The organism is Bacillus methanolicus, from assembly GCF_028888695.1.
Taxonomy (GTDB): Bacteria; Bacillota; Bacilli; order Bacillales; family Cytobacillaceae; genus Bacillus_Z; species Bacillus_Z methanolicus_B.
On record NZ_PNFF01000001.1, the window covers coordinates 1,027,523 to 1,052,069 of the forward strand.

The window sequence follows — 24,547 nt, forward strand, 5'->3', positions numbered from 1 at the left end:
GTACTTTATACTGTTACAGGGTGTTATCAATATAAAATTCAAAATTAAAATTAAAGAGCCATCCGAATCTTTCTTTAATTTCTTTAAGTACAAAAGCATGAATTAATGTTAGTTCGTGGTCATTAGCTATATCATTTTTAGATGTAATTAAATCTATGTAAAACATCTTATTTTTAATCAAAATCGGCGACATTTTAGTCAAAGTTTTTGACCAATTAATTCGTGCATTTCCATTTATTTGTTCTATTCTTCTTTGCATGTAAATTAAACCGTTCTGACGATAGTCTTCCACAAACCATTGCACTAATTCAAATACTTTGGTGGTCTCTTTGTCTCCTAACCAATCATTTTCCTCTTCATCCAACAAATTTGTTTTTGAATATTTATTTAATACCTTGTAAATTAAACGTGCAGCCAGCTGCTTTTCATAATCATTTGATGGGATTTCCATTCCTTTGGGTAAAACAACAAAGAGATTTTCTTGAAATTCTATGATTCCGGTTATCTTGAATCTAACTAAATCATTTCTTATCTTGTCGCATAAACCTCTTTCGTAAAATACTGAAGGGATTTTTACGTATTTACTGGTCTTATACTCATGTTCCGTGAAAAAATACAGATTATTCATCTATATCACTTATTCCTTCAGAAATAATTCGTTTGTCATACAACATTTGATCTAACTCTTCAACAAAAATTCTTTCCTGCCCTAAAATAAAAGCATTGGAAACTGCTGAAAAAGTACTATATATATCATTAAATAATTCATTACGTTGATGACGAACTACATCATCCCACAAGTAAATTAGTAATTTAAAAGCTATTTTTTTATTATCTAGTAGTTCGTTTTCTTTAATAAAATATGGTCCAATTAGTTTATCCTCATTTACTCTTAATACAGAAGAAAGGTACTCATTAATTGTATTTGCGAAGTTAGCCCAAGTAATTTTATATCCTGCATAAGTTAAATGCTTTTGAGAATGTGGTATTTCATTAAATGAAATACCCTTATATTCAAATTCCCACCGACGTTTAAAAGCTGAATCCATAACGAATACACCTTGGTCTGCACTATTCATCGTCGCATACAAGTTAAGATTACCTGGAATTTTAACTTCTTTAATTTTTTGATTTTCTTCCCTTCCACTGTTGAGATATTCTAGAATCTCCTTATTATCTATTGAGTATTCACTCCATCCATATTCATCTCTATCTAATAACTGAAATATATCTCCAAATACCGCAGCAGTATTTGCTCTGTTTATTTCCTCAATTACTAAAGTATGCATTTCATTTGGATGATCGTATGCTTTCTTTAGTATTCTTAAGAAAGGTCCTGGTACAAAATCATAAGAAATTTCTCCGCTTTCATTTTTACAAGGCTTTAACCCACCAACAAAATCATAATATGTGTATTCAGGGTGAAAAGTTACTCGCATACTTTCTTTACCTAAACTGTAGCTTTTTCCAACTCCAGGTGCACCATACACAATTTTGTTGGTTCCTACACGTGAAATATCATACTGATTCTCTCCTGGAGTTTCGTTAATGAGTTCTGAGGAGTAATTTACATTATTTATTACATGAGAAAAGTCTATTGTATGAAGCATTTTCAAATTAGAAATATAGAAGTTTAAGAATTCCTTTTTAAATGCACAAATTAAATTCCCATGATTATCTCTTGTTTGAATAAACCCATCTCTCATTGCTTGAGCAATACCTCTAATATCAATAAAACAGGATTTTGAAGAACCATGGTTACGATTTTTTTCCGTTTCCCACGCCACAATTATAGGATCTTCCCTATCTTTCTTATAAATCCCTAATAAAAGTCCTTTTTTAAATGGATCAGTGCTGTTATCAATCAAAAAGCCTTCCTCTCCAGCTTTCCCAATCTGTATTCTCTGTTCATATGGTCTCGATTGTCTTCCACCATTTGATACTCTCCAACAATAGATATAGACATCCATAAAACGATCATTAGCACTAATTTTAAATAAATAAGGTTGGCTATCAGTGTTTTCATAATCAATATTCCAACCATTACACGAAAGCGCTTCTTTTAGTATTTGAATTATTTCCGGTTTAAAAGGTCCCTCAGGTTGAGGACCGAGTTGTACCGATCCATCTGAATTAGCCTGAAAATAAATATATTCCTGCATCCTTCACTCACCTTACTATATAAGATTATCAAATTTCATTAAACAACCATACAATACTTAATTTTACAAACGAAAATATGCACATTCAACAACATTTCTAAAAATAGCAAAACTGCTTTTTTATCATCTATCCAAAAGTTCCATGTTATAATAAGAAATCCGAATATCAATACTTAACGCTTGAATAAGAGCTAATGTTTGATATCATATAATTTAGGACTTTAAAATTTTAAACGGGAGTCTGATGTACATTATGAAAGCTATAAGTTTATTCTCTGGGGCTGGTGGTTTTGATATTGCTAGCTTTATGGCGGGAGTTCCCGTAGTATTTAGTATTGATATAGATGAGGATTGTATTAAAACATTAAAAATGAATGCCGAATTTAATAATACAACGATTATTTGTGGTGACTTAAGTGAATATTCAAGCGAACAGATAAAAGATTTATCAGGTATTAAAGATGATGAGAAATTCATAATCATAGGCGGTGCACCATGTCAGCCATTTTCTAAAAATGGATATTGGGTAACGAATAAAATACGTAAAGGAATTAACGATCCGAGAGCAAGTTTAGTAAACGAATTTTTACGAGTAGTTACTGATTTATCTCCAGATGGATTTGTTTTTGAAAATGTAGAAAGTTTACTCCACCCTACCAATAAGGTGATTGTTGATACTTTCATCGAAATAATTCAAGAAGCAGGATATAAATATAAAATTATTCGTGCCAACGCTCTTAACTATGGAGTGCCTCAAAAAAGGAAACGTTTATTTATTATTGGTAGTAAAGGTACATTTAAATCTGATGAACCAAAAATCACACACGGTGATCCTGAAAATTTGCTTGAATCCCATTTGAAACCTTATGTAACTGCTGGTGAAGCAATAGAAGAATTCGATACTCCTGAGTACTTTGAAAAAGAAGAGGTTACAGAAGGCGGAAAATATTATAAAGAATTACTTGAGATTCCTCCTGGGATGAATTATAAAGCACTTACTGAATGGGCAGGTCATCCGAATCCAAAATTTGTTGCTGATAAACGATTTTGGAATTTTTTATTAAAATTATCGCCAGATAATCCATCATGGACTATTACAGCACAACCTGGTCCATGGATTGGTCCATTCCATTGGACATCAAGAAGATTAAGGGTACCTGAAATTGCGGCTCTTCAGTCGTTTCCTAAAGGATATAAGTTTTACGGAAGCAGAAGATCTATTCAACGCCAAATAGGAAATGCTGTCCCTCCTTTAATGGGTAAAGCTATGATCGAATTTTTAAAGGAAAGTCTAGAAGACTATGTCAAAGTAGATATAAATATTGCTAGAACTTCAACCTTAGTCTAAGAAACATACAATCAGAGGCAGCAAGGAGGAAGCGTAAAAAGTGAATGTAATAAGCATCTTTTCTGGTGGAGGAGGAATTGACCTAGGGTTTAAAAAGGCTGGCTTTGATATTTTATACTCAACTGATATCGAAGAAATTGCTTGTCAAACACTTAAACACAATAAAACAGGGAAAATTGTGGAGTGCAAAGATATCCGTGGAATTGATTTTAAGGATGTTATTCAACGTTTAGGAGTAGAGGAAATTGATTGTCTTGTAGGCGGTCCACCTTGTCCACCATACTCTAAATCTAGATTTTATCGTAAAGAAAAGAAAAGAGCTTTAGAGGATGAAAACGCCTTTACTTTAAATGAGTATTTTCGAGCTCTAGAAGAAATTCGTCCCAAAATATTCTTCTTTGAAAACGTTCATGGCTTTATATATAAGCCGCATCAAGCAGCTTTTGACTTACTAAAAGAACGTTCTAAAACATTAGGCTATCATATTACTTGGCAAGTTTGTAATACTGCGGAATATGGTGTTCCACAAACTAGGGAGCGATTTATTTGTATTGGTGTAAGAAAAGATTTTGGTGAACCATTTGTTTTTCCCGAACCAACGCACTATATTCCTGAAAAATATGACCCTGTGAAAGACAAAAACAAGAAACCATGGGTTACATGTGGACAAGCAATCGGTGATCTGGATTATGATTTACCAGAAGATGAGAAAATGCAAGCTGGTTCTAAACATAAAGATTTGTTAAAAGAAATTCCACCTGGGGATAATTATCTATATTTTACGGCTGAACGAGATCATCCAAATCCGAAATTCAAGTGGAGATCACGATATTGGTCATTCCTTTTAAAATTATCACCAGATCGTCCCTCATGGACGATACAAGCGAGTTTTTCTAATAATATGGGACCTTTTCATTGGAAAAATCGCTTTTTGAGAATTTCTGAAATAAAACGTATTCAATCTTTTGACGATGATTACGAATTTATGGGAGATTTTAAAGAACAATGGCGTCAAATAGGCAATGCTGTTCCACCCTTGTTTGTAAAAGTAATCGCCGAGGCAATTAAAGAACAGTATTTTACAGAAAAAAAGAAAAAATCCTCAAAGGAAGACCGATTTAAACAATTAGAATTTGATATTTAACAGGGAGTATAAATAATTTTGTGTAATTGGTTTTTAGAGCCAAATTAATATATAAAGGCTTTACATGGAGTGGCGGGTATGATAGGCTTGGCTGCCAGGCGATGCTTAAAGAAGGTATCGCCCAATCGCCAGAAATCATGCCCGTAGAGGCTCCCTGTCAAGCCGGCACTAACTTTCGGTTTTAAGATAAAAGTTCGGCTTCCAGTTTTTCCCCATAATATTTGGCTAATTGTGATATATATTCTTTCCATCATCTTACAGGCATATTCCACTTCTTTGATGTTTCAATGGTCGCCAAATATATAATTTTCCTGAGAGCATCATCGGTCGGGTAGGCCGTCTTTGTCTTCGTGACTATTCTGAACTGCCGGTGATAGCCTTCGATGGTGTTGGTGGTATAAATGAGCCTTCTTATTTCTGGAGGGTAACTGAAGAAGGTGGTCAGTACCAGCCAGTTCGCTTCCCATGATTTGATGATGATTGGATGCTTTTTACCCCATTTCTCCTTGAAGTCTGGGAACTCAAATTCAGCTTCTTCCAGAGTGAGTGCCTGGTAGATTTTCTTTAATTCTGCCATGATCGCTTTTTGTTCCTTGTACAAAGCGTATTTCATAGAGTTACGGATTTGATGGATAATACATAACTGGATATCAGTCTGAGGGAAAACCGTATTAACGGCATCAGATAAGCCGGAAAGCCCGTCCTTACAGGCAATCAGGATATCCTTCACTCCTCTGTGTTTCTGGTCATAACAGACTCCCATCCAGAAACTCGCACTCTCATTTTCTCCGATCCAAATCCCCAGAATCTCTTTATGGCCAAAAAGATTGATCCCTAAAACACTATATGTAACCTTACTCACAATGCGATTTCTTTTCTAACCTTGAAATGGATGGCATCCAAAAGACAATCGAATAGATCCGATCCAATGGCCGGGATTTCCACTCCACGATGAGGGGCATGATTTTATCAGTGACCTTACTGCCCATGGAATGGGATACTTCAATACCGTAGAGGTCCTGTATATGATCTTCAATGTCCCTGGTAGACATGCCTTTGGCATAAAGGCCTATGATTTGGTCTTCCAATCCATTAGAGCTCATTTCATATTTCTTAATTATCCGTGGTTCAAATTCGCCTTTTAGGTCTCTCAGTACTTTTATTCCGAGGTGCCAAACTTTGTTTTAATTGTTTTATGACTGTACCCATTTAGGCTATTGCCGGAATGGTCACCTTTGTTATTATGTTTCTTGTAGCCTAAATGATCGTCAATTTCAGCTTCAAATACCTGTTGGATTGTATCTTTGAACGCATCCCTTAACTTTTCCTGAATGTCTTCCACTGTGCGACAAACTTTCGCAAATTCTTTAGCCAATCAGTTTTTTTCGTTTTGCATAAATGAATATCTCCTTATTGGTAAGTATGACCAATTACACAAAACTTTCTACATTTTCAACGGTAACTTTTCAATACTGATTACATTTTCGTTTAAGTAGGCGATCAATTCTTCTTTTTGGAATAGTCTGGATTGCACATTATACGCATAGTTACCGATTTGGCAATATTTCGATTTAATACTCTCCTTTCTCCTCTGCCACAATGGAAAGTGGTTTAGAAAATTCATTTTCGTTATAAGAATGTTCGATGTCCTTTAACCGTTTTCTTAAATAATTCTCTAACTCTTTATTTGTACAATAAACGAAACAGCCTTTTTGTCCTCTTGTTAGTAATGTTCGATACGTATTTCGAATAATCTCGTCTGCGATTTTCAATGCTTCATCTGGTTTTTCCTTAAGCATCTTTTTCAAGCCTTTTAAGGATTGATCTGTTTTTGCTCGTTTCGTGTAGTCTGTTTGAACTTGTCCATCTTTGTAAATTAAATCGTCGCCAATAATAACACCGACATAATCGAATTCAAGACCTTGACACGTATGTATACAACCTGCTTCACGAACAGAATGTTCATCAATTGCCCATGTTTCAGAATTTCCAAGATTCCAACTCATACTGAAATTATGTTCAGGAATGACAATGTCATGAACATTCGAATTATTTTTCCCTTCTTTAATCCAATTCCAACAATACCCAGCTACAATACGAGATTTATTGTTTACTTTATTTAACTTTTCAATTTCGCTGCGCAACTCATTTGGATTTGAATAAACTCGAAAATCATAATTACTGTCAAAAAAGTTTGTATTTGCTGTTTCACGAATTTGCAAAACATCATCGATCCAAGCTAAATAACCATCTGACCCATTACAACGAAACTGAGACTCTAATTTTGCCTTTATTACTTTGGCTCCATATAAACTTGCAAATTTTTGGATCATCTGGACACTGCCAACATCCTTTAATGTTACCCGCTGTCGTTCATCAATGAAAAAGATCGATAATTTCGAGGCATTGATAATTTCTTTTATTTGATTTTCACCAAGATTTTGAAACATTCCTGATTTCTCATTAAGTCGATGGGCTTCATCAACAATAAGAGCATCGAACTCATTCGAAGGTGTGTTTACATAACTACCAGAACTAGTGAACAAATTGTCAATATGCCCCTTTCGGAAATCTTGTTTTAATTTTTGTGCGTATACTTTCCTTGGTGCAGCGTTTTTTGTGACGTATTGACAAACTAAACTTCGATTTGTCAATTCTACCAGTAAATTAATCGCTAACACTGATTTGCCCGTTCCCGGACCACCTTCAACAACCAACACTTGTTTCTGATTCGTTCTAATTGCTTCGTTCGCTAGCTGAAGAGCTGTCTCATATACCACTTTTTGATCATAAATCATTATAAATTCTCGATTACCTTTTAACATACTGTTCAATGTATCTTGAAGTGATTTAGATGGTCGAATGCGCCCTTTTTCGATTTTGTAAAGATTCTCTTTATTATCGCCATATTTGACATACCGTTTGATAAAAGAACGTAATTTAGCTGCATCTCCTTTTAAAAATAAAGGGGCTTTCTCTATGTAATATTGATACATGGAATCAACTAAAGGATCGTTTTCACCTAGGTTCATATAGTTGTGTAAATAAGCACATGGATAAAGTTGAATATGATCGCTTTGCGCATTTTCATTATAATCTTGAATCAACGAGGCATAAGACCAAGCTTGATACGAAGGGTGCGTCGTTTCAACCATATGACGATTTATTACCGTTTTTACAATCGCTTCTTTCCCTTCTACTTTTTCAACCTTATCCCATTGTTTTAATTCGACAATTACCACCGAATTGTTATAATTTTGATTCATACCAGAAATAAGAAAATCAACTCGTTTAGAGGTGTGAGGAATTTTGAACTCAATTGCCACCCCTGCGTTGCTTGGAATTTCGTTATCAATCAACACAAGATACATATATTTCATAGAGTTATCCCAGGCTCGAATTTCTTTCTCGTCGACACGCCCAATCTTAGCTTTGAAATTATTACAAATATTATGTACTAATTGATCATCAAACACATCTTTTAAAAATTCATCTTTCGTCGCTTCGTAAACTATCATTCTTCTCACCTTTATATTATGGAGATTGCGAGGACACGATATTGCAAATTATATTTCTTATCTTTGTCCTCTACTCTAATTCATAATATTTCTTTTTCGATCCAAATGATTTCTCTATTGGATATTTTTGTTCGTTTTTCTTTATTTTATTGACAATTGTCTCTTCTACGTTAATCCCTAATTCGTGAGAAAGCAGAAGCGCGTAGATGATTACATCTGCAATTTCATCTTTAATATTTTCAAAATTAGCTTGTATTGCTTCCTCACTACTTTTCCATTGGAAATTTTCTAGTAATTCTCCCGCTTCTAAGCTTAGTGATATAGCTAAATCTTTTGGATTGTGGAACTGTCGCCAGTTGCGAGCATCACGGAAGTCAATAATTTTTTGTTGTATATGTTTCAAAAAGCTCACCACCAAACTAGATTTCTTACAAAATTTACATAAATTATAGCAAAAAATTACTATTTTAATCTATTTTATTCCAACTTCTCAATTAATAATCTCATCCCTACCCTATCGGTTAAGAATGAGTTTTTAAAGTGAATTAATTCTTTGTAACGAAACATACCGATTCTCCTCCCTCTATAAACTTTAATTTTCTTCAAAATTCTCGCGTTTTCTTTAAATTTCGCTAACACATAATAGCTTCTTTACCTCAAATGAGTGGATATTACTTGTATTTATTCAATATATTTACATGGTAAGGTGCATCCTATAATACAGATTTACAATATCTGTAATATCATGTATGACCGTGCAAGAAGTCTCCACACTTCTCATGGTCGCTCACCCTCCCATGTATCACTGGATTATAAGATCCACACATTCCTTCGTCCTGCGTATCCATGAGGTGGAGGTTGGATATGCTCCTTTACAGGGTCTAATGCCCGAATGGTGTAAAATATACTCCAACTCTGCACTATTGGTGTTTGTCAGAATAACAAGTCGTTTGAAAGCTTTTATGCAGCCTGTAATGCTTTTATTTGAGGTAATCCCTTTAATAGCTTTAATCCATCAAACTCACACTGTTTCTTACCAATGGCAAATAACACACGTAATAATTTACAACACAAGGCAATCAGAGACTGTTGTTTTTTTAACGGCCTGTCTGGCCGATTGGTATAGTAATGATGCAAGGCTTTAAATACAGGATTATGGGCAACCAATGGTCGAATGGCCAGGTATAATGCTTTTCGTAAACGTCTTCGGCCCCTTTTGGTTATGCGTGTTTGCCCTTTATACTTTCCTGAACTGTGTTCTCTTAAAGAAAGCCCTGCCAGATTGACTAATTGTTGCGGATGATTGTACTTGGTTAAATCTCCTACTTCCGCAAAGAACAAAGCAATGGTAGTGTGACTAAGTCCCGGGATATTGGTCATTTGTTTCGCACCTGGTATGCTTTCAACAACACCTTCTAGTTCTTCATCTAGTTGTGCTAACTGTTTCTTGTAAAGCTCATATTGATCCAATAGGCAATCCAATTCTCTTTTTGCGAACTGGATTCCTGTCTCAATCCCAACGCTCTTTTTCGCTACTTCTACGAGTCGGGTTGCTCGTTTCAGCCCAACCCCACGCTGTACATACGGTTTCCATTTTTGCAGCACTTCTTCTGGTGACAACTTTTGAATATGAGAGGGAAATGGAAACATGCGCAAGGTATAAAAGGCTGCTTTACCTTTCCAATCTCCAAACACATCGAAAAACTCTGGGAAAAAGCGCTGAATGACGTTTTCAATCCGCCCTTCAATGATCATAAGCTGTTTGATGAGCTGATCTCGTAATTTGACGCCTTCCCTTAGTTCAGCGTATACGCCCTCTAATAGGTTCGGTACGGAGTATCGCCCATCTTTCATTAACTGTGCAATGACACGAGCATCTTTTGTATCGTTTTTTGTAGGCGAATTGTCATCAAGCTCTTTACTTTTTTTGACGTGCATGGGATTCACTAGCACTACATCATATCCTTTTGCCTTAAGAAAGTAGGCAAGATTTAGCCAATAATGACCTGTTGGCTCCATTCCAAAAATCACGTGGTCCTTATGATTTTCTTTTTGAATATGATTAACCCAATCTAATAAGGTTTGAAAGCCGTGTATACGATTTTCAAAGATCAATCTCTTGCCAAATTCTAAGCCTCGGTCATCTTGAAAACGGGCAACGTGCTTTTCTTTAGCTACATCAATACCTACAATGAGAGTTGATGGTGTAATTTGAGAGATTTTTTGATTTTGTGTATAATTCATTTTGAGTCCTCCTTGGTTTATTGAAATTCGGGGTCAACGCGCATTGACACCCTGTACTATACCAAGGGGACTTTTTTTTATCAAACCTCAAATTTCCTCATTACAGGAATGCTCCTTTATAGAGTTATTACTTTCCCTTCAAATTCACTGCAAATAAAATACTCCGGATGTTAGGGGTCGCGTAGATTAAAGCATTCCCATTATATTTACCCGCCCATGATAGAATCAATTTAAAGCGTTTACTTAAATGTTTTAGTAATCTAACAGGATGTTGTTGTAATTGTTTGTCAAACAAAATTTCAATATCTCATAGCCAAAAAATTGAGTCATGATATTCATTTAAAACTTCATTCAGCACTTCCCCAATTTGTAAAAGGATAATTAGATTTGGGAATTTTTCAATTTTTTTCTTATCTTCTAATTACATCCATACCGGGCGCACAAACATAAAAACACCATGCAAAGTGAAGTGACCCCTGTCAAGTAGACAGGAATAAAAAAGCACACTTAGGCAGCCTGAGTCCTATATTCATAAGGACTCAGGTTATTTAATTTCTTTTGGAAACGTTGGTGATTATAAAAACGAATATATTTGTGTACGGCATCCTTGATCTCTTCAGCTTTGCGAAATGAGTACAGATTGAAACACTCTGTCTTTAAATGGCTGAAGAAGTTTTCCATGCAGGCATTGTCTAAACAGTTTCCTTTTCTGGACATACTGGCCTTTATATTGTATCTTTTAAGTAAGTTGTTGTATTGGCGGGATGTATACTGGAACCCCTGATCGCTATGTAGGAGTAGTCCATTTACATTCCGTTTTTTTATGGCCTTTTTTAGAGTATCAAGCACCAGTTTGATGTCATTTCTTGGACTAATATGGTAGGCAACAATTTCATTATTGTATAGGTCTTTAATGGCGGACAAATAAAGCTTTTGCCCATTAAAAATCAAATATGTAATATCTGTCACCCACTTCTCGTTTGGCTTTGACGCGTGAAATTCCCTGTTTAGATGATTGTCCGAAATGACATAAGGCTCTTTCTTCCCGTAATAAGGCCGTTTCTTCCGAATCACCGCACAAATTCCCATCTCTCTCATCAACCTTTGTACTCGTTTATGGTTGATATTCAGTTTGTATTTTCTCTTAAGCCAGACTTTGACTCTCCGATACCCATAGATTCCTTTCAGTTTTTTATGGCACTCCTCGATTTTTTTCTTTAACTGTTCGTCTTCTAATTGCTTTTGAGAAGGGTGGTTCTGTCGTTTTACCCAATTGTAATATCCACTTCGAGACACGCCTGCAATCTTACATAATTCTTGAATAGATATGGGGTTACCAGCCATTTCATGAATGATGGCGAACTTCTTGTGAGTTGGTACGGTTTCCATTCCCCCTTTCACATTTTTAAGAGCTTTTTTAGCATCTCTACTTCCGCTTCAAGACGCTTGATTTTCGTTTCAGGATCTTCTGGACGAGTTCTCGGTCTTCCTTTGCCTGGTCCTTTTGCCTTCCCGCGTTTTTCCTCCAGCCCTTTCATTCCTTCCTTGTCATAGTGTTCTACCCATCGACGTACCATGGTATGATCAATCCCTAACTCTTTAGCCACCGATTTGTAGCCCATGCCCTCTTTTTTATATAAATCCACAGCTTTCTTTTTAAACTTTACATCATATGTTTTTCGTATTTTCCCCATAGAAAAATCCCCTCCATAGTAGACAGATTAATGGGCTTTCTTTTTTCTGTCTACTATAAGGGGATCATATCAAAGCGCATGGTGTTTTCTTATTAGCCTTTAAGTTTTTCACGAAGAACCATTTGAAGGATACCGCCGTGACGGTAATAGTCGATTTCCACTTCAGAATCAAAGCGGACAAGGACTTCAAATGTCTTTTTGTTGCCATTTTCATCAGTTGCAGTCACTTTTACTAGGTCGCGAGGTCTTACATTTTCATCGATATGAACGTCGATGACTTCTTTTCCTGTTAGGCCTAGTACATCAGCGTTTTCGCCTTCCTTGAATTGTAATGGAAGTACGCCCATTAACACAAGGTTAGAACGGTGGATACGCTCGAAGCTTTCTGCGATAACAGTTTTAATGCCTAAAAGGTTTGTACCTTTCGCAGCCCAGTCACGGGATGAACCCATTCCGTAATCTTTGCCGGCAAGAACGACAAGACCAGTGCCATCTTTTTTATAACGCATACAAGCATCATAAATAGTTGTCACTTCTCCAGTCGGCCAGTACGTTGTATATCCGCCTTCTGTACCAGGAGCAATTTGGTTGCGGATACGGATATTCGCGAACGTACCGCGCATCATGACTTCATGGTTTCCGCGGCGTGAACCGTAAGAGTTAAAGTCGCGCGGCTGGACGCCTTTTTCACGCAAGTATTTTCCTGCAGGCGTATCTTTTCCGATTGCACCGGCCGGAGAAATATGGTCTGTTGTCACAGAGTCGCCGAATTTACCTACAACGCGCAAGCCTGTTAATGGCTTCACTTCATCAGGATCCGGCTTCAAGCCTTCGAAGAATGGAGGATTTTGAATGTATGTTGAATCCTCATCCCAAGTGTATAGCGGCTCGTTGCTTGTTTGGATTTGGTTCCAGCGTTCGTTATCATCGAAGACACGCTCATATTCTTTACGGAACAATTCAGGTGTTACTGTCTGCTTCACAATTTTGTTTACTTCATCTGTTGTTGGCCAAATATCTTTAAAGAAGACGTCATTTCCGTCTTTATCTTTTCCGATTGGATCGTTTAGAAGATCGATATCCACTGTACCTGCTAAAGCGTATGCAACGACAAGCGGCGGTGAAGCCAGATAGTTCGCTTTTACAAGTGGATGAATACGCCCTTCAAAGTTGCGGTTACCGGAAAGGACCGATGTAACGAGCAGATCGTTTTCAGCAATCGCTTTTTCAATTTCGTCTTTTAACGGGCCAGAGTTACCGATACATGTTGTACAGCCATATCCGACAAGGTTAAAACCGAGCTGCTCAAGATATGGCAGCAATCCTGAATCACGAAGATATCCTGTAACAACTTTTGACCCCGGAGCTAAAGACGTTTTCACATATTTCGGTACTTGAAGACCGAGTTCAACCGCTTTTTTCGCTACTAATCCTGCGCCGACAAGAACATACGGATTTGATGTGTTTGTACAGCTTGTGATCGCAGCGATGGCAACTGCACCGGTTTTCATTGTCGTAGAATCGCCGTTATGGAAATTCACAGTAACTTCTTTGTTAATTTCAGATTGATCCAAACCAAAGCCCTGGTTGCCCACCGGCGCAGTCAAAGCTTCGCGGAAAGCTTTTTGCATTTCTGTCAGCGGGATTAAATCTTGCGGGCGTTTCGGACCGGAAAGATTTGCATGAATTTCTGAAAGATCAATTTCAACTACATCTGTATAGACTGGATCTAAATTTGGATCGAAGAATAGTCCATTTTCACGGCAATATGTTTCAACAACTTTGATGTGTTCTTCAGGACGGCCTGTTAAGCGCAAATAATCCAGAGATTCAGAATCAACAGGGAAGAATCCGCAAGTTGCTCCATATTCCGGCGCCATATTTGCAACCGTTGCACGGTCAGCAAGCGGCAAAGTTGAAACACCTGGTCCGAAGAACTCTACAAACTTGCCAACTACACCTTTCTGGCGTAAAACTTGAGTTACTTTTAATGCAAGGTCTGTAGCTGTTGAACCTTCCGGAAGTTTACCGACAAGTTTCACACCAACCACTTCTGGTACCGGGAAGTATGAAGGCTGCCCCAACATTCCCGCTTCTGCTTCGATACCGCCGACACCCCATCCAAGAACTCCAAGACCATTAATCATTGTTGTATGGGAATCGGTACCAACTAGTGTATCAGGGAATGTTTCGTAGTCTCCATTCGGAGTTTCGATCGCATGAACAACGCTTGCAAGGTATTCAAGGTTTACTTGGTGAACAATACCTGTTGCAGGCGGTACAGCACGATAGTTATCAAATGCCTTTTGCGCCCAGCTTAAGAATTTGTACCGTTCTGCATTTCGTTCAAATTCAAGCTCCATGTTTGCTTCCAATGCATCCGGAGTACCGAATTTGTCAACTTGTACTGAGTGGTCAATTACTAAGTCAACTGGCTTCTCAGGATTAATTTTGTAAGGGTCTCCGCCCATATCAGCCATCGCTTTCCGAAGTGAAGCAAGGTCAACGACTGCAGGAACTCCTGTAAAGTCTTGAAGGATAACACGTGAAGGTTTAAATGGAACATCAATTTCTTTTACTTCGCTAGTTCCCCATTTAGCAAGATTTTCAACGTGTTCTTTTGTGATCACACGGCCGTCAAGCTGGCGAAGAACAGATTCAAGCAAAACCTTGATCGAATATGGAAGTTTTGAAATTTTCCCTATACCTGCTTCTTCGAGTGCAGCTAAACGGTAGTAATGAAAGCGTTTTCCGTTGATTTCAAAACTCGAACGAGCTTGAAAAACATCGTTTTTAACCAAATGTAAAACCCCCTCTTTCGTATTCAACAAATACGAAAATCACTGTAAATGTCGAAAAGTTTGAATTTTGCAGCGCCTCTTCACTTTTCACACAATTCTATCTTAATACAACCATTTCTTTAAGTAAATAACAAGAAAGTTATTGTTTATGATAAGAAATTCTTATATTAAATTCAGATTTTAAGTATTTAGTGGTAATAACCCTATATTTATAAAGATATTTAGTTTGTCTTGTAAAAAAACGGAATGAAGTTGTCGTTATGGTACAAAAGTATTTTTTCATGTATGTCTGCATTTCAAATGTAAAAAATAAACAGCAATGGAGGTGATCATATGGTGCAAAGAAAAGCCAATCATATTCGTCCCGGAATGAACGATGCCGGAGGTCAAGGCAAAGGTGCAGGATACAATGAAGAATTTTTAAATGAACCGCTGACAGAAGCCCAAAGGCAAAACAACAAAAAACGCAAAAAGAACCAATAAAACCAATTTTCGGGAGACTGACTCAAAAGCAAAGCGTTAGATCCAATTTGCATGGCCAGACCCTCATCGCTTTAAAGCGATGAGGGTCTGGCCCTCGGTACTTTAAAGCGTTAAAAACCCAATGCCGATGACAGGCATTGGGTTCAGTATTACGTTATTTAAGATTTTGTGTTATTGACACCATTTACAATATTTTTCAAGTCCTGCTGGAATTTTCTTAACTGTGACTGCTGCTGTTCGGAAGCTACTTCGAGTGCATTTTCAATCTGCTGGTATGCTTCGTTCACTTCCTGTTTCAAATGTTTCAATTGGTGTCCGTAGTTTGCACTGTCTTTGACGATTTCATAATAAAGTTCTTGTGCATCTTCTACCCCTTGCTGGGCCGCCTGAAAGGCTTGTTGTTTGTTTTTATGATAAGGCATGATTTTCACTCCTGTTGTAAAAACTTTGTACCGTTAAAGTGTGCAGTTCTTTGAAAAATATTCGGAATAAAAAAAGCCGCTTTTCCTATCCTAATTATGAGGAGGGATGAATATGAATAAAAACAACGGCAAAGATATGAGAAAAAATGCCCCTAAAGGCGACCAGCCGGGCCAGCCTGCACCTTTAAGCGGATCACATAAAGTAAAAAACCGGAACCATACAGGACAAAAATCGAAATCACATCATGATATGTAGCAAGAATAGTGGGAATTTGGAAAGTGGTCGATAAACATCGATATATTTGAAAAGAGGTTTTAAGTGGTTCATAAACCCATGATTGACCGTTAAACCCGAAAACTGGTTGACAAACCACGAAAAATGGTTCATAAATACAAAACTGTATGTTCCCCTCAACACAAAGATCAAAAAAATTGAACAACATGAGAAGGCTGTTGACTTCAAAAGAGTCAACAGCCTTAAATCGCTTTAAATGTTAGCTAATGCATTAAGAATAACAGTTTCTTCTTCTTCGGTAACCGTTCTTAAATCCAAATGAATTTCATCCTTTTGAATTCTTACGATGATGGGCGGAGTACTTTCCATTCGAAGTTTTCTTGCGACCGATTCTGCTGAAAGTCGAGAATGTGTCAGCGTTATGACCTTTGTCGGCAGCTCAACATCCGGCATAGTTCCTCCCCCAACTTGACTCGTTGCATCGGAAATTTTCCCGAAAAAATCCTCAGATAAATCAGATAATCGGTCAAGGAAGCGTTTCGCTCTTTTTTCAAGAACATCAATCGGTACGAGCAAATCCCTTACAACAGGGATCTGTTTCAAACGGTCCTCACCCTTTAAATAATCCAACAACGTCCCTTCCAGTGCTGCTAATGTCATTTTATCCACACGAACGACACGGGCCAGTTGATGTTTTTTCAACCGGTCGATCAATTCTTTTTTTCCTGCAATAATGCCTGCTTGGGGGCCGCCGAGAAGCTTATCTCCGCTAAAAGAAACGAGATCTGCACCCTTTTTTAATACTTCGCTGACGACAGGTTCTTCCCCGATTCCATGCTTTTGAAAATCATATAGGGCACCGCTTCCTAAATCTTCATAAAAGATCACTCCGGGGTATTGTTTTTTTAAAGAGGCGAGCTCCTCTGTTTCCACCGATTTTGTAAAACCAATCACTTTAAAATTGCTTGTATGAACTTTTAAAATCATGGCGGTGTTTTCAGTAATGGCGTTTTCGTAATCATACAAATGGGTCTTATTCGTTGTTCCTACCTCAATCAGCTTTGCACCGCTTTCTTCCATTATTGAAGATATTCGGAACGAACCGCCGATTTCCACAAGCTGTCCGCGGGATACGATGACTTCTTTCTCGTTTGCAAGCGCCCTTAAAATTAAATAAACAGCTGCTGCATTATTATTTACAACCATTGCTGCCTCGGCACCGGTAATTTTTTTGATTAACGATTCAGCATGGCTGTGCCGTGAACCTCTTTCTCCCTTTTCAATACTGTACTCAAGATTGGAATAATTCATCGCGATTTCCAGAACATGCCTTGCTGCTTCGTCACTCAATCTGGCTCTTCCGAGATTTGTATGTAAAATGGTTCCCGTTGAGTTTATTACTCGGGCTAATGTATAGCTGTATTGCTTCTGAATCTTCTTTTCAAGAAGTTCAAACACAGAACTGGAGAATTCCGCAGTTCCCGGCAAATGACCCTCCCACGATTCATTCATTAGTTCTTCCCTGACCTCTTCAATGACTTCCTTTAAAAGGTTTGTTACATGATTCAAATCAATCCCGTTCTCGCTCATCATTTTGACAAAACGACCATCTCTTTGGAATTCATGAACGGGAGGTATGAAGCGCAGAAACTGTTTCACTTCCGTATCCCTCCACTACAAGATTGCTGGTTCATTATACCATTTTCTCTATTTCTTTCACAAAGAAGCTAAGTGTGAATATAATAATTGAAACAAGGGGGTAAGAACGATGGCTGATAAGAATGAGAAACAGCCTTTCGATTTAAAAGGAATTGAAAAATGGCTGGAAAACTTCTTTCTTGATCCATTAACGAGCTATTTGGACGAGATAGCGTTTCGTGTCGATATATTTGAAACAGAAACAGAAATTATTGTAGAAGCACTCCTCCCCGGTTATGAGCGATCCCATTTAAACGTGTATGTTGAGGACAAAATACTTACCATTTCTGCAAATCACCAACCCAATACCTATCGTACCCGTACCCGCAAAATGGATTTTCCTTGTTCAATCATTAACAAAAAGATCCATGCGGTTTTTCACAACGGAATCTTGGAAGTTTTTTTGTCAAAAACAACACCCGGTACAGGCAAAAATCGAAAAATAACCATTGTTTAAAAAAGGAAAAGGCTGGACGGCCTTTTCTTATTTTGTTTGTTTACATAAAATTGTTATTGTCCTCTCAAAAATAACTTGCGTAAAATTGTTTAGGTTGATTACATAATATATTTATTGTCCATATAGAAAAAACAAGACCCCTTTCCAACATGCAAAGAGGTCTCAAATGGTTTATTTCTTCATTTTTTCAATAATTTCATTGGCATTTGGGAAAACGCCGGTGTCAAGTTTGGAGTAAATTTTCTCACCGTTTACAGTTACTTCAAATGCCCCGCCTGAACTTGGAATTAGCTCCATTTTTTCAATATCTGAACGGAAATGGTTAAATAGTTCTTCCGCGAAACTCGCGGCTTTCGGTGCGTAATTTCATTTCATGCAAAACTCGACACTTACTTGATACTTTTTCATCAATAATCCTCCTCTTGAAAGATCGTTTTTTAAATTTCGTGAATTTTCCAATATGATTAGTTATATTTTATTACAAGCACTATTCATGTGCAAACCAAAAAGCGTTCTAATTAGGCTTTAAAGCGAGTGAAAAGCTATAATGATTATTGGAGGTGGAAAAAGTTGAGTGAACATGAAAAAATCCGGTTAACATCTCTTTCAACGAAAGCTGGCTGAGGCTGCAAAATTGGTCCTGAGGACCTGGCGCAAGTTTTGCGTCGTTTACCGGCACAGGAGCCTGTTCCTGAACTTTTAGTCGGCCATGAAACATCAGATGATGCAGGTGTTTATCGTTTGACTGATTCAATCGCTTTAATACAAACAATTGATTATTTTACCCCAATTGTCGATGATCCTTATATGTTCGGCCAAATCGCTGCTGCGAATGCACTCAGTGATGTATATGCGATGGGCGGAGAACCGAAAACCGTATTAAATTTAGTAGGTTATCCAATTAAAAAGCTCGGACCCGAAATGTTGTCCGAAATATTAAGAGGTGCTGCAGACAAGGTGAAAGAAGCGGGTGCGATCACTGTTGGAGGCCACTCCATTGATGACCAGGAGCCAAAATTCGGATTGTCTGTCACAGGAATTGCCCACCCGGATCATATTTGGAAAAACGTCGGGGCGAAGCCGGGAGATGTTCTTGTCTTAACGAAACCAATCGGAGTCGGGATTATCACGACCGGAATCAAACGGTCTGCCGTAACTGCTGAACAAGAAGAAGAAGTAACAAAATGGATGGCGATGTTGAACAAAGAAGCGGCAGCCGTATTAAAATCGTTTCATCCTCACTCCGTCACAGATGTAACTGGTTTCGGACTTCTCGGCCATGCAAGTGAAATGGCAAGAGGCAGCAATGCCAGTTTTGAGATTGCCCTTTCATCTGTGCCTGTTCTTAAAGGTACATATGAATTAGCTGAAAAAGGCGTTGTACCGGGCGGGTCAAAATCAAACCATAAATGGCTGCAAAATGATGTTCAATATGAGGATATTTCTCCAGAAGAACAAATTGTGTTATGTGATGCCATCACATCAGGCGGCCTCCTCGTTTCTCTTGAAAAAGAAGAGGCTGAAAAATATGTTGGAGAACTTCATAAACATGGCCTGACCTCAGCGAGCATTATTGGACAAGTAACAGAAAGAAAAGACAAACTTATTTACGTAAAAAGGTGAAATCGCTCTAGATTTCACCTTTTTTCATTTAACATATTAACGCTTTAAAGTAGTGCGGGCCAGGCCCTCAACGTATTAACGCTTTAAAGAAGCGCGGGGTTTATAAACCGTAAGCCCGATTAATAAGCCGTCATCCCTATATATGAACTAAAAAGAACCGGGCCTTAAGCCCGGACCTCTTCATCTACTAATTTTTCTTTTAATTTCTGAAGCATATCTTCCGTCATTTTTGCTAGATCATATTCTGCTTTAAAGCCCCATTCTTCCGCAGCGGCAGACGCATCCAAAGAGTTCGGCCAGCTGTCGGCAATACTTTGGCGAACAGGATCAACGTCGTATGTTAACTCAAATCCGGAAATATGCTTGCGAATTTCAGCAGCAATTTCTTCCGGATCAACGCTCATTGCTGTCACGTTAAATGAATTGCGGTGCTTTAGCTTTGACCCGTCTGCCTCCATTAAAGTGACAATCGCGTTTAGCGCATCAGGCATGTACATCATATCCATATATGTTCCTTTATTAATATAGGATGTATACTTGCCGTGCTTGATTGCTTCGTAATAAATTTCGACTGCATAATCCGTCGTTCCACCGCCCGGCGGCGTTACATAAGAGATGAGGCCGGGAAACCTCAAACCTCTTGTATCTACACCAAAACGATGGAAGTAATAATCCGCTAACAATTCCCCTGCAACTTTATTTATGCCGTACATCGTTGCCGGCCTCTGTACTGTATCCTGTGGGGTATTATTTTTAGGAGTAGACGGCCCGAAAGCCCCGATCGAACTCGGGGTAAAGAATTGACAGCCGAGTTCTCGTGCTGTTTCAAGCGCATTCATTAAGCCCCCCATATTCAAATTCCAGGCAAATACAGGGTTGGCCTCTGCTGTTGCCGATAATAAAGCAGCCATATGAATGATCGTGTCCGCTTTAAACTGTTTTGCCGTTTCAACCATTTTTCTTCCATCTGTAACATCAACGATCGCAAATGGACCGCTTTGTGCTGCCTCACTGTCATTCTTTCGAATATCGGTAGCCATTACATTATCTGTGCCGTAAATTTTTCTTAACATGACCGTTAACTCAGATCCGATCTGTCCTAAGGCACCGGTAATAAAAATTCGTTTCATGCTGTCTCCTCCGTCTATCTCCCGTTAAATCAACTCTGGAAAAAAAATAAGTTCGTACAGACTTCTAATTCTTTATCTTAGAAAAAACTAAATAATCCCCATTTCCTTGCCGACTTTTTCATAAACTGCAATCGCTCGGTCGAGCATTTCTTTCGTATGAGCAGCAGAAGGCATATTGCGCACTCTTCCCGTTCCTTTTGGCACTGTCGGGAATACGATTGATTTTGCATAAACACCCTCTTCATTCAGCCGCTTGCTGAATTCCTGTGTCTTCACTTCGTCTCCAATAATACAAGGGGTAATCGGTGTTTCACTGTTTCCGATATCAAACCCTAAATCTTTTAATCCTTTTTTCAAATAATTAGCATTTTCCCAAAGGCGCTCATTCAACTCTGTGCTATCCATCAAAATTTCAATCGAGCGGATGGATGCCGCAACATCGGCCGGTGTCAAAGAAGTAGAGAACAAGAACGGGCGGCTTCGAACTTTTAACCAGTCAATTAATTCTTTTTTGCCGGCAACATATCCGCCGACAACTCCGATTGCTTTTGAAAGAGTTCCAATTTGGAAATCAATTTTATCTTGCAGTCCTAAATGCTTGACCGTTCCGGCACCTTTTCCCAACACCCCTGAACCATGAGCATCATCTACATACGTAATCAAATCGAACTCTTCCGCAATTTCGACGATTTCCGGAAGCTTTGCAATGTCTCCGTCCATCGAGAAAACACCGTCTGTTATGACCATAATCTTATTATATTGCCCCGATTCCTTCGCCTCTTTTGCTTTTGCGCGCAAATCGTCCATATCCGAATGGTTAAATCGGATAATTTTCGCTTTTGACAAACGGCAGCCGTCGATGATTGAAGCATGGTTCAGTTCATCAGACAGGATCGCATCATTTTTATCCATCACAGCCGAAATAGCTGCCATATTACAATTAAATCCGGATTGATAGGCAATGGCCGCCTCTGTTCCTTTGAACTCAGCCAGCTTTTCTTCAAGCTTTACATGAAGTTCTAACGTTCCATTAATGGTCCGGACGGCTCCTGCCCCCACTCCATAGCGGTTAATGGCATCGATTGCCGCGCCTTTCAACCTTTCGTCTGTTGCCAAACCTAAGTAGTTATTTGAAGAAAGATTGACAAGTTCTTTCCCATTAATTGTAATCATCGGCCCGTTTGGACTTTCAAGCGGATCAATGACGTTGTATAGGCCTCTGGTTTTTAGATCTTCTAAATTTTCTTTCAAAAATTGTTCCAGTTTACTTGACACGCAATAATCCTCCTGTCTCATTGTCACCACAAAAAATACAACTGTATATTTAGAGTGGACAATTTTTTGTTATGTAACACTTGATCAGTAAAGCTTTCTGTCATATTACTATATCATATTTTTTTCTTTGTGCATATATAGAGGACACAATTCGGAAAGTTCGTTCTTTTTTAGCGTATCCAAGAAATATAAAATTAGAAGCCCAGCGGCAACGACTGGGCTTTTCTATATTCATATGAAAGTCTATCGGACAATTTACATGTTTTTAATGGGTGACTTACAAAAATGCAAACCTTAGCCTTTTTGACTCATATCGTTATCCCCCAAATGCTTCAAGAATGTCTTCCACTTCTTTTAAATCAACAGATTTAGGTGTCAAATCTTTGTTTTTCGAAACAAAAGATTGTGGTGAATGATTCAAAGGAATGTAACCATTCTCGATCATCCTCTTAATTTCCGATAGTTCAAGTAAAATTTCCTCAGTCACTCCATTGGCCGCTTTTGGTTTTAAATATTGATCTAATGCCGAAAAAACAAGATGAATAAGTGTACTGTTATTTGCATGGTATTCAATTTGTTCCTGAAGTTTTTGGGAAACAGCATGTGTCTCACCTGTTTTTACATCAATGAATTTATCAGGAATTGATATTGCAATTTTATTGATATAATCGGTATAAGTTTTCACCATATCGATCATCCTTTAGTGGTAACTAACTCGGATAATGTTCCATGTTGTTTCTTTAGATAATTCATTTTTGCTAGAATCATGAGTCCAAGTACATTTAATTTTTCTAAGTCTTCAGGGAACATTAATTCAATCGGGCGTCCTCTTTCAGCCCATTTTACTGCCGCTTCCTGTATTTGTCTTTTTGCAAGTTTAGCGGCTCCCCCAACAGCTATATATTTAACTGCACCCTTAATTTCATTTGAACTGCTGCGTACCCGATCGAAATGTTCAAGGTATTTGATGGCCATTAATTTTAGCTGGGGAATGATATACTTGCTAATATCCTTTCTGACACCGGCAAAAGGTTCAACGTACCATTCCGAAGGGCCCGCAGTTAATTTTTCCTCCAGTTCTGATCGTGAGTCAAATTTATACAATTCATTTTTACTCACTTTTTGAATGATATTATCAAGAAATTGGTTGATCCCGAATGGTTCTCCTTCTACTGAGGCAACAGGTTTATTATTTTTAATTCCTACAAAATCAACGGAGTCTCCACCCAAGTCGCCAATGATGATACCTTTCCGTGAATCTTTAATGAGGGAATCGTCTTTAATTCCTAATGTTTCCTGGTCACGAGTTAGCCCTAAATAGGCACATGCTCCTTCTGCACCGACGATCACATCATTTACATCGATTATTACAACTACTTCTTTTGGGTCAGGGACTCCCGGCACCTTATGAAAGATAATCGTATGTGTCCCAATTAAGCGCTTTTTTAACAGATCTTTTTTCTCTTTATATTGGGTGGTGGGCAATGAAACAGCCAATTGATCGATTTCATAAGATATCTCAGTTTCATCGGGATTTGCCAAAAGCGCATGGTAGGCTGCAATCCCAAAAAGAAGAATAAAGGTTCGATCCTCTTCTGCTTTTTGATTATTAAAAGATGTCAGACTTACGTTCCGCTGCCTCGTTGCAGCTTTTCCTATATAATAGATTTCTCTTTTATCTTTGAAAGCCTGACTCTTAACTTCAACAATTAAATTTTCCTCAAGAACCACGTCTTCCTCATCATATGGTTTTTCATAAAATTCATCATCAAACAAAGCGATTGCATTAGGCATTTGGTATTCATATACTGTTCCATGATCAGAGGCTAGTACTTTGTACCAGCTGTTACCTATATCAACGGCAAAAAAATTATGTCTCTCCATGTTATCCTCCTCCTTCTGAATCCTATGCACGAAGTGAGATTCAGTGTGCTAGTACCTATACATTTTTCTTAAAACTATATATATTTTCCTCATTTTTTTTATTGTTTTTTATATAAAAACCCAAAAATTCCACGATTATACTGCTTCATTCATCTATGCTTAAAATCCCCAATCGCATACGATAAATTGAACCATTAATTATAAGGAGGAATTAAAAATGAGAAAAGATAAAGATTGCATAGATTTTAACGATTCTGCAACCGTTGGTGATTGTGCCAGTGTTGAAGTAGATCCGATCACTACTCCCGGAGGAGATCATCGTACAGTCACTATGAGAGTTCCCGTTACACTCGCGGAAAGTGTTTATTGCAAAATAGAAATGGCGCAAATTGCAAAATAAAAATCCTACAGTAAGAAAAAAAAATCATT

The 24,547-nt window shown here is 37.9% G+C and carries 23 protein-coding genes and 1 pseudogene; 7 read left to right on the forward strand and 17 right to left on the reverse strand.

What is annotated here, in order from left to right; translation table 11 throughout:
• Positions 1-13: 13 nt before the first annotated feature.
• Positions 14-628 (reverse strand): LlaJI family restriction endonuclease, encoded by a 615-nt coding sequence (locus C0966_RS05180; RefSeq protein ID WP_274854116.1) that lies wholly within the window; start codon positions 626-628, stop codon positions 14-16.
• A complete protein-coding gene (locus tag C0966_RS05185) occupies positions 621-2,162 on the reverse strand; it encodes an AAA family ATPase (protein ID WP_274854117.1) in 1,542 nt (513 codons plus the stop codon). Before C0966_RS05185 ends, C0966_RS05180 begins: the two co-directional genes overlap by 8 nt.
• Positions 2,163-2,415: 253 nt before the next feature.
• Between C0966_RS05185 and C0966_RS05190 the strand changes: the two genes are divergently transcribed.
• Entirely contained in the window at positions 2,416-3,510 is a 1,095-nt protein-coding gene (locus C0966_RS05190) for a DNA cytosine methyltransferase (protein WP_274854118.1), read from the forward strand.
• Between the two features lie 40 nt (positions 3,511-3,550).
• Positions 3,551-4,654 (forward strand): DNA cytosine methyltransferase, encoded by a 1,104-nt coding sequence (locus C0966_RS05195; RefSeq protein ID WP_274854119.1) that lies wholly within the window; start codon positions 3,551-3,553, stop codon positions 4,652-4,654.
• Positions 4,655-4,835: 181 nt separating this feature from the next.
• On the opposite strand, the pseudogene C0966_RS05200 reads toward C0966_RS05195, so the two are convergent.
• From C0966_RS05200 to acnA, 8 genes and pseudogenes are all read right to left on the reverse strand, one after another.
• Positions 4,836-6,029: pseudogene (locus tag C0966_RS05200) on the reverse strand (IS256 family transposase).
• 196 nt (positions 6,030-6,225) lie between these two features.
• Positions 6,226-8,172: a DUF2075 domain-containing protein gene (locus tag C0966_RS05205; protein ID WP_274854120.1), complete on the reverse strand. Its 1,947-nt coding sequence runs from the start codon at positions 8,170-8,172 to the stop codon at positions 6,226-6,228.
• Positions 8,173-8,242: 70 nt separating this feature from the next.
• Positions 8,243-8,575, reverse strand: coding sequence for a nucleotide pyrophosphohydrolase (locus C0966_RS05210; protein WP_274854121.1), 333 nt, complete (start codon positions 8,573-8,575; stop codon positions 8,243-8,245).
• 557 nt (positions 8,576-9,132) lie between these two features.
• A complete protein-coding gene (locus C0966_RS05215) occupies positions 9,133-10,416 on the reverse strand; it encodes an IS110 family transposase (protein WP_274853404.1) in 1,284 nt (427 codons plus the stop codon).
• Between the two features lie 127 nt (positions 10,417-10,543).
• Positions 10,544-10,711: a hypothetical protein gene (locus tag C0966_RS18645; RefSeq protein WP_425535917.1), complete on the reverse strand. Its 168-nt coding sequence runs from the start codon at positions 10,709-10,711 to the stop codon at positions 10,544-10,546.
• 212 nt (positions 10,712-10,923) lie between these two features.
• On the reverse strand, positions 10,924-11,805 hold the full coding sequence (locus C0966_RS05220) for an IS3 family transposase (RefSeq protein ID WP_274854122.1): 882 nt from the start codon (positions 11,803-11,805) through the stop codon (positions 10,924-10,926).
• Between the two features lie 8 nt (positions 11,806-11,813).
• On the reverse strand, positions 11,814-12,110 hold the full coding sequence (locus C0966_RS05225; protein WP_274854123.1) for a transposase: 297 nt from the start codon (positions 12,108-12,110) through the stop codon (positions 11,814-11,816).
• A gap of 92 nt (positions 12,111-12,202) precedes the next feature.
• Entirely contained in the window at positions 12,203-14,911 is a 2,709-nt protein-coding gene (acnA, locus tag C0966_RS05230; protein ID WP_274854124.1) for an aconitate hydratase AcnA, read from the reverse strand.
• Between the two features lie 333 nt (positions 14,912-15,244).
• Here acnA and sspO point away from each other — a divergent pair, with 333 nt between their 5' ends.
• Positions 15,245-15,394, forward strand: coding sequence for a small acid-soluble spore protein O (sspO, locus tag C0966_RS05235; RefSeq protein WP_274854125.1), 150 nt, complete (start codon positions 15,245-15,247; stop codon positions 15,392-15,394).
• 158 nt (positions 15,395-15,552) lie between these two features.
• Here sspO and C0966_RS05240 read toward each other — a convergent pair whose 3' ends face one another.
• Positions 15,553-15,816, reverse strand: coding sequence for a hypothetical protein (locus C0966_RS05240; RefSeq protein WP_274854126.1), 264 nt, complete (start codon positions 15,814-15,816; stop codon positions 15,553-15,555).
• A gap of 112 nt (positions 15,817-15,928) precedes the next feature.
• On the opposite strand from C0966_RS05240, the gene C0966_RS05245 reads away from it, so the two are divergent.
• Positions 15,929-16,072, forward strand: a complete 144-nt coding sequence (locus C0966_RS05245) for a small acid-soluble spore protein P (RefSeq protein ID WP_274854127.1) — start codon at positions 15,929-15,931, stop codon at positions 16,070-16,072.
• A gap of 231 nt (positions 16,073-16,303) precedes the next feature.
• Here the strand turns inward: C0966_RS05245 and selA are convergent, their stop codons facing one another.
• Positions 16,304-17,710 carry an L-seryl-tRNA(Sec) selenium transferase gene (gene selA, locus C0966_RS05250; protein WP_274854128.1) on the reverse strand — a complete coding sequence of 469 codons (1,407 nt, stop codon included), beginning with the start codon at positions 17,708-17,710 and terminating at the stop codon, positions 16,304-16,306.
• 109 nt (positions 17,711-17,819) lie between these two features.
• Between selA and C0966_RS05255 the strand changes: the two genes are divergently transcribed.
• On the forward strand, positions 17,820-18,206 hold the full coding sequence (locus C0966_RS05255; protein ID WP_274854129.1) for an Hsp20/alpha crystallin family protein: 387 nt from the start codon (positions 17,820-17,822) through the stop codon (positions 18,204-18,206).
• A gap of 171 nt (positions 18,207-18,377) precedes the next feature.
• On the opposite strand, the gene C0966_RS18550 is transcribed toward C0966_RS05255, so the two are convergent.
• A complete protein-coding gene (locus C0966_RS18550; protein ID WP_342456717.1) occupies positions 18,378-18,614 on the reverse strand; it encodes an Rdx family protein in 237 nt (78 codons plus the stop codon).
• A 162-nt stretch (positions 18,615-18,776) separates the two neighbouring features.
• Between C0966_RS18550 and selD the strand changes: the two genes are divergently transcribed.
• The gene (selD, locus tag C0966_RS05260; protein ID WP_274854130.1) at positions 18,777-19,829 is read left to right on the forward strand and encodes a selenide, water dikinase SelD; all 1,053 of its coding nucleotides are present in this window, start codon (positions 18,777-18,779) and stop codon (positions 19,827-19,829) included.
• A 164-nt stretch (positions 19,830-19,993) separates the two neighbouring features.
• Here selD and C0966_RS05265 read toward each other — a convergent pair whose 3' ends face one another.
• The 4 genes from C0966_RS05265 to C0966_RS05280 form a co-directional block, all read right to left on the reverse strand.
• Complete coding sequence (locus tag C0966_RS05265) at positions 19,994-20,959, reverse strand: L-threonine 3-dehydrogenase (protein ID WP_274854131.1); 966 nt, start codon at positions 20,957-20,959, stop codon at positions 19,994-19,996.
• An 87-nt stretch (positions 20,960-21,046) separates the two neighbouring features.
• Positions 21,047-22,234 carry a glycine C-acetyltransferase gene (locus C0966_RS05270; protein ID WP_425535918.1) on the reverse strand — a complete coding sequence of 396 codons (1,188 nt, stop codon included), beginning with the start codon at positions 22,232-22,234 and terminating at the stop codon, positions 21,047-21,049.
• A 316-nt stretch (positions 22,235-22,550) separates the two neighbouring features.
• Positions 22,551-22,922 (reverse strand): hypothetical protein, encoded by a 372-nt coding sequence (locus C0966_RS05275; protein ID WP_274854133.1) that lies wholly within the window; start codon positions 22,920-22,922, stop codon positions 22,551-22,553.
• Between the two features lie 5 nt (positions 22,923-22,927).
• Positions 22,928-24,118 carry a ParM/StbA family protein gene (locus C0966_RS05280; protein ID WP_274854134.1) on the reverse strand — a complete coding sequence of 397 codons (1,191 nt, stop codon included), beginning with the start codon at positions 24,116-24,118 and terminating at the stop codon, positions 22,928-22,930.
• Between the two features lie 217 nt (positions 24,119-24,335).
• Between C0966_RS05280 and C0966_RS05285 the strand changes: the two genes are divergently transcribed.
• Positions 24,336-24,518 carry a hypothetical protein gene (locus C0966_RS05285; protein WP_274854135.1) on the forward strand — a complete coding sequence of 61 codons (183 nt, stop codon included), beginning with the start codon at positions 24,336-24,338 and terminating at the stop codon, positions 24,516-24,518.
• Positions 24,519-24,547 lie beyond the last annotated feature (29 nt).

Excerpts from the sequence above, each read along its gene's own strand:
- C0966_RS05265 (WP_274854131.1), bottom strand. The coding sequence starts at position 20,959 with ATGAAACGAATTTTTATTACCGGTGCCTTAGGACAGATCGGATCTGAG.
- C0966_RS05225 (WP_274854123.1), bottom strand. The coding sequence starts at position 12,110 with ATGGGGAAAATACGAAAAACATATGATGTAAAGTTTAAAAAGAAAGCT.
- C0966_RS05245 (WP_274854127.1), top strand. The coding sequence starts at position 15,929 with ATGAATAAAAACAACGGCAAAGATATGAGAAAAAATGCCCCTAAAGGC.
- C0966_RS05255 (WP_274854129.1), top strand. The coding sequence starts at position 17,820 with ATGGCTGATAAGAATGAGAAACAGCCTTTCGATTTAAAAGGAATTGAA.
- C0966_RS05185 (WP_274854117.1), bottom strand. The coding sequence starts at position 2,162 with ATGCAGGAATATATTTATTTTCAGGCTAATTCAGATGGATCGGTACAA.
- C0966_RS05215 (WP_274853404.1), bottom strand. The coding sequence starts at position 10,416 with ATGAATTATACACAAAATCAAAAAATCTCTCAAATTACACCATCAACT.
- C0966_RS05180 (WP_274854116.1), bottom strand. The coding sequence starts at position 628 with ATGAATAATCTGTATTTTTTCACGGAACATGAGTATAAGACCAGTAAA.
- sspO (WP_274854125.1), top strand. The coding sequence starts at position 15,245 with ATGGTGCAAAGAAAAGCCAATCATATTCGTCCCGGAATGAACGATGCC.
- C0966_RS05220 (WP_274854122.1), bottom strand. The coding sequence starts at position 11,805 with ATGGAAACCGTACCAACTCACAAGAAGTTCGCCATCATTCATGAAATG.
- C0966_RS05240 (WP_274854126.1), bottom strand. The coding sequence starts at position 15,816 with ATGCCTTATCATAAAAACAAACAACAAGCCTTTCAGGCGGCCCAGCAA.
- C0966_RS05205 (WP_274854120.1), bottom strand. The coding sequence starts at position 8,172 with ATGATAGTTTACGAAGCGACGAAAGATGAATTTTTAAAAGATGTGTTT.
- C0966_RS05275 (WP_274854133.1), bottom strand. The coding sequence starts at position 22,922 with ATGGTGAAAACTTATACCGATTATATCAATAAAATTGCAATATCAATT.
- C0966_RS05280 (WP_274854134.1), bottom strand. The coding sequence starts at position 24,118 with ATGGAGAGACATAATTTTTTTGCCGTTGATATAGGTAACAGCTGGTAC.
- C0966_RS05190 (WP_274854118.1), top strand. The coding sequence starts at position 2,416 with ATGAAAGCTATAAGTTTATTCTCTGGGGCTGGTGGTTTTGATATTGCT.
- C0966_RS05285 (WP_274854135.1), top strand. The coding sequence starts at position 24,336 with ATGAGAAAAGATAAAGATTGCATAGATTTTAACGATTCTGCAACCGTT.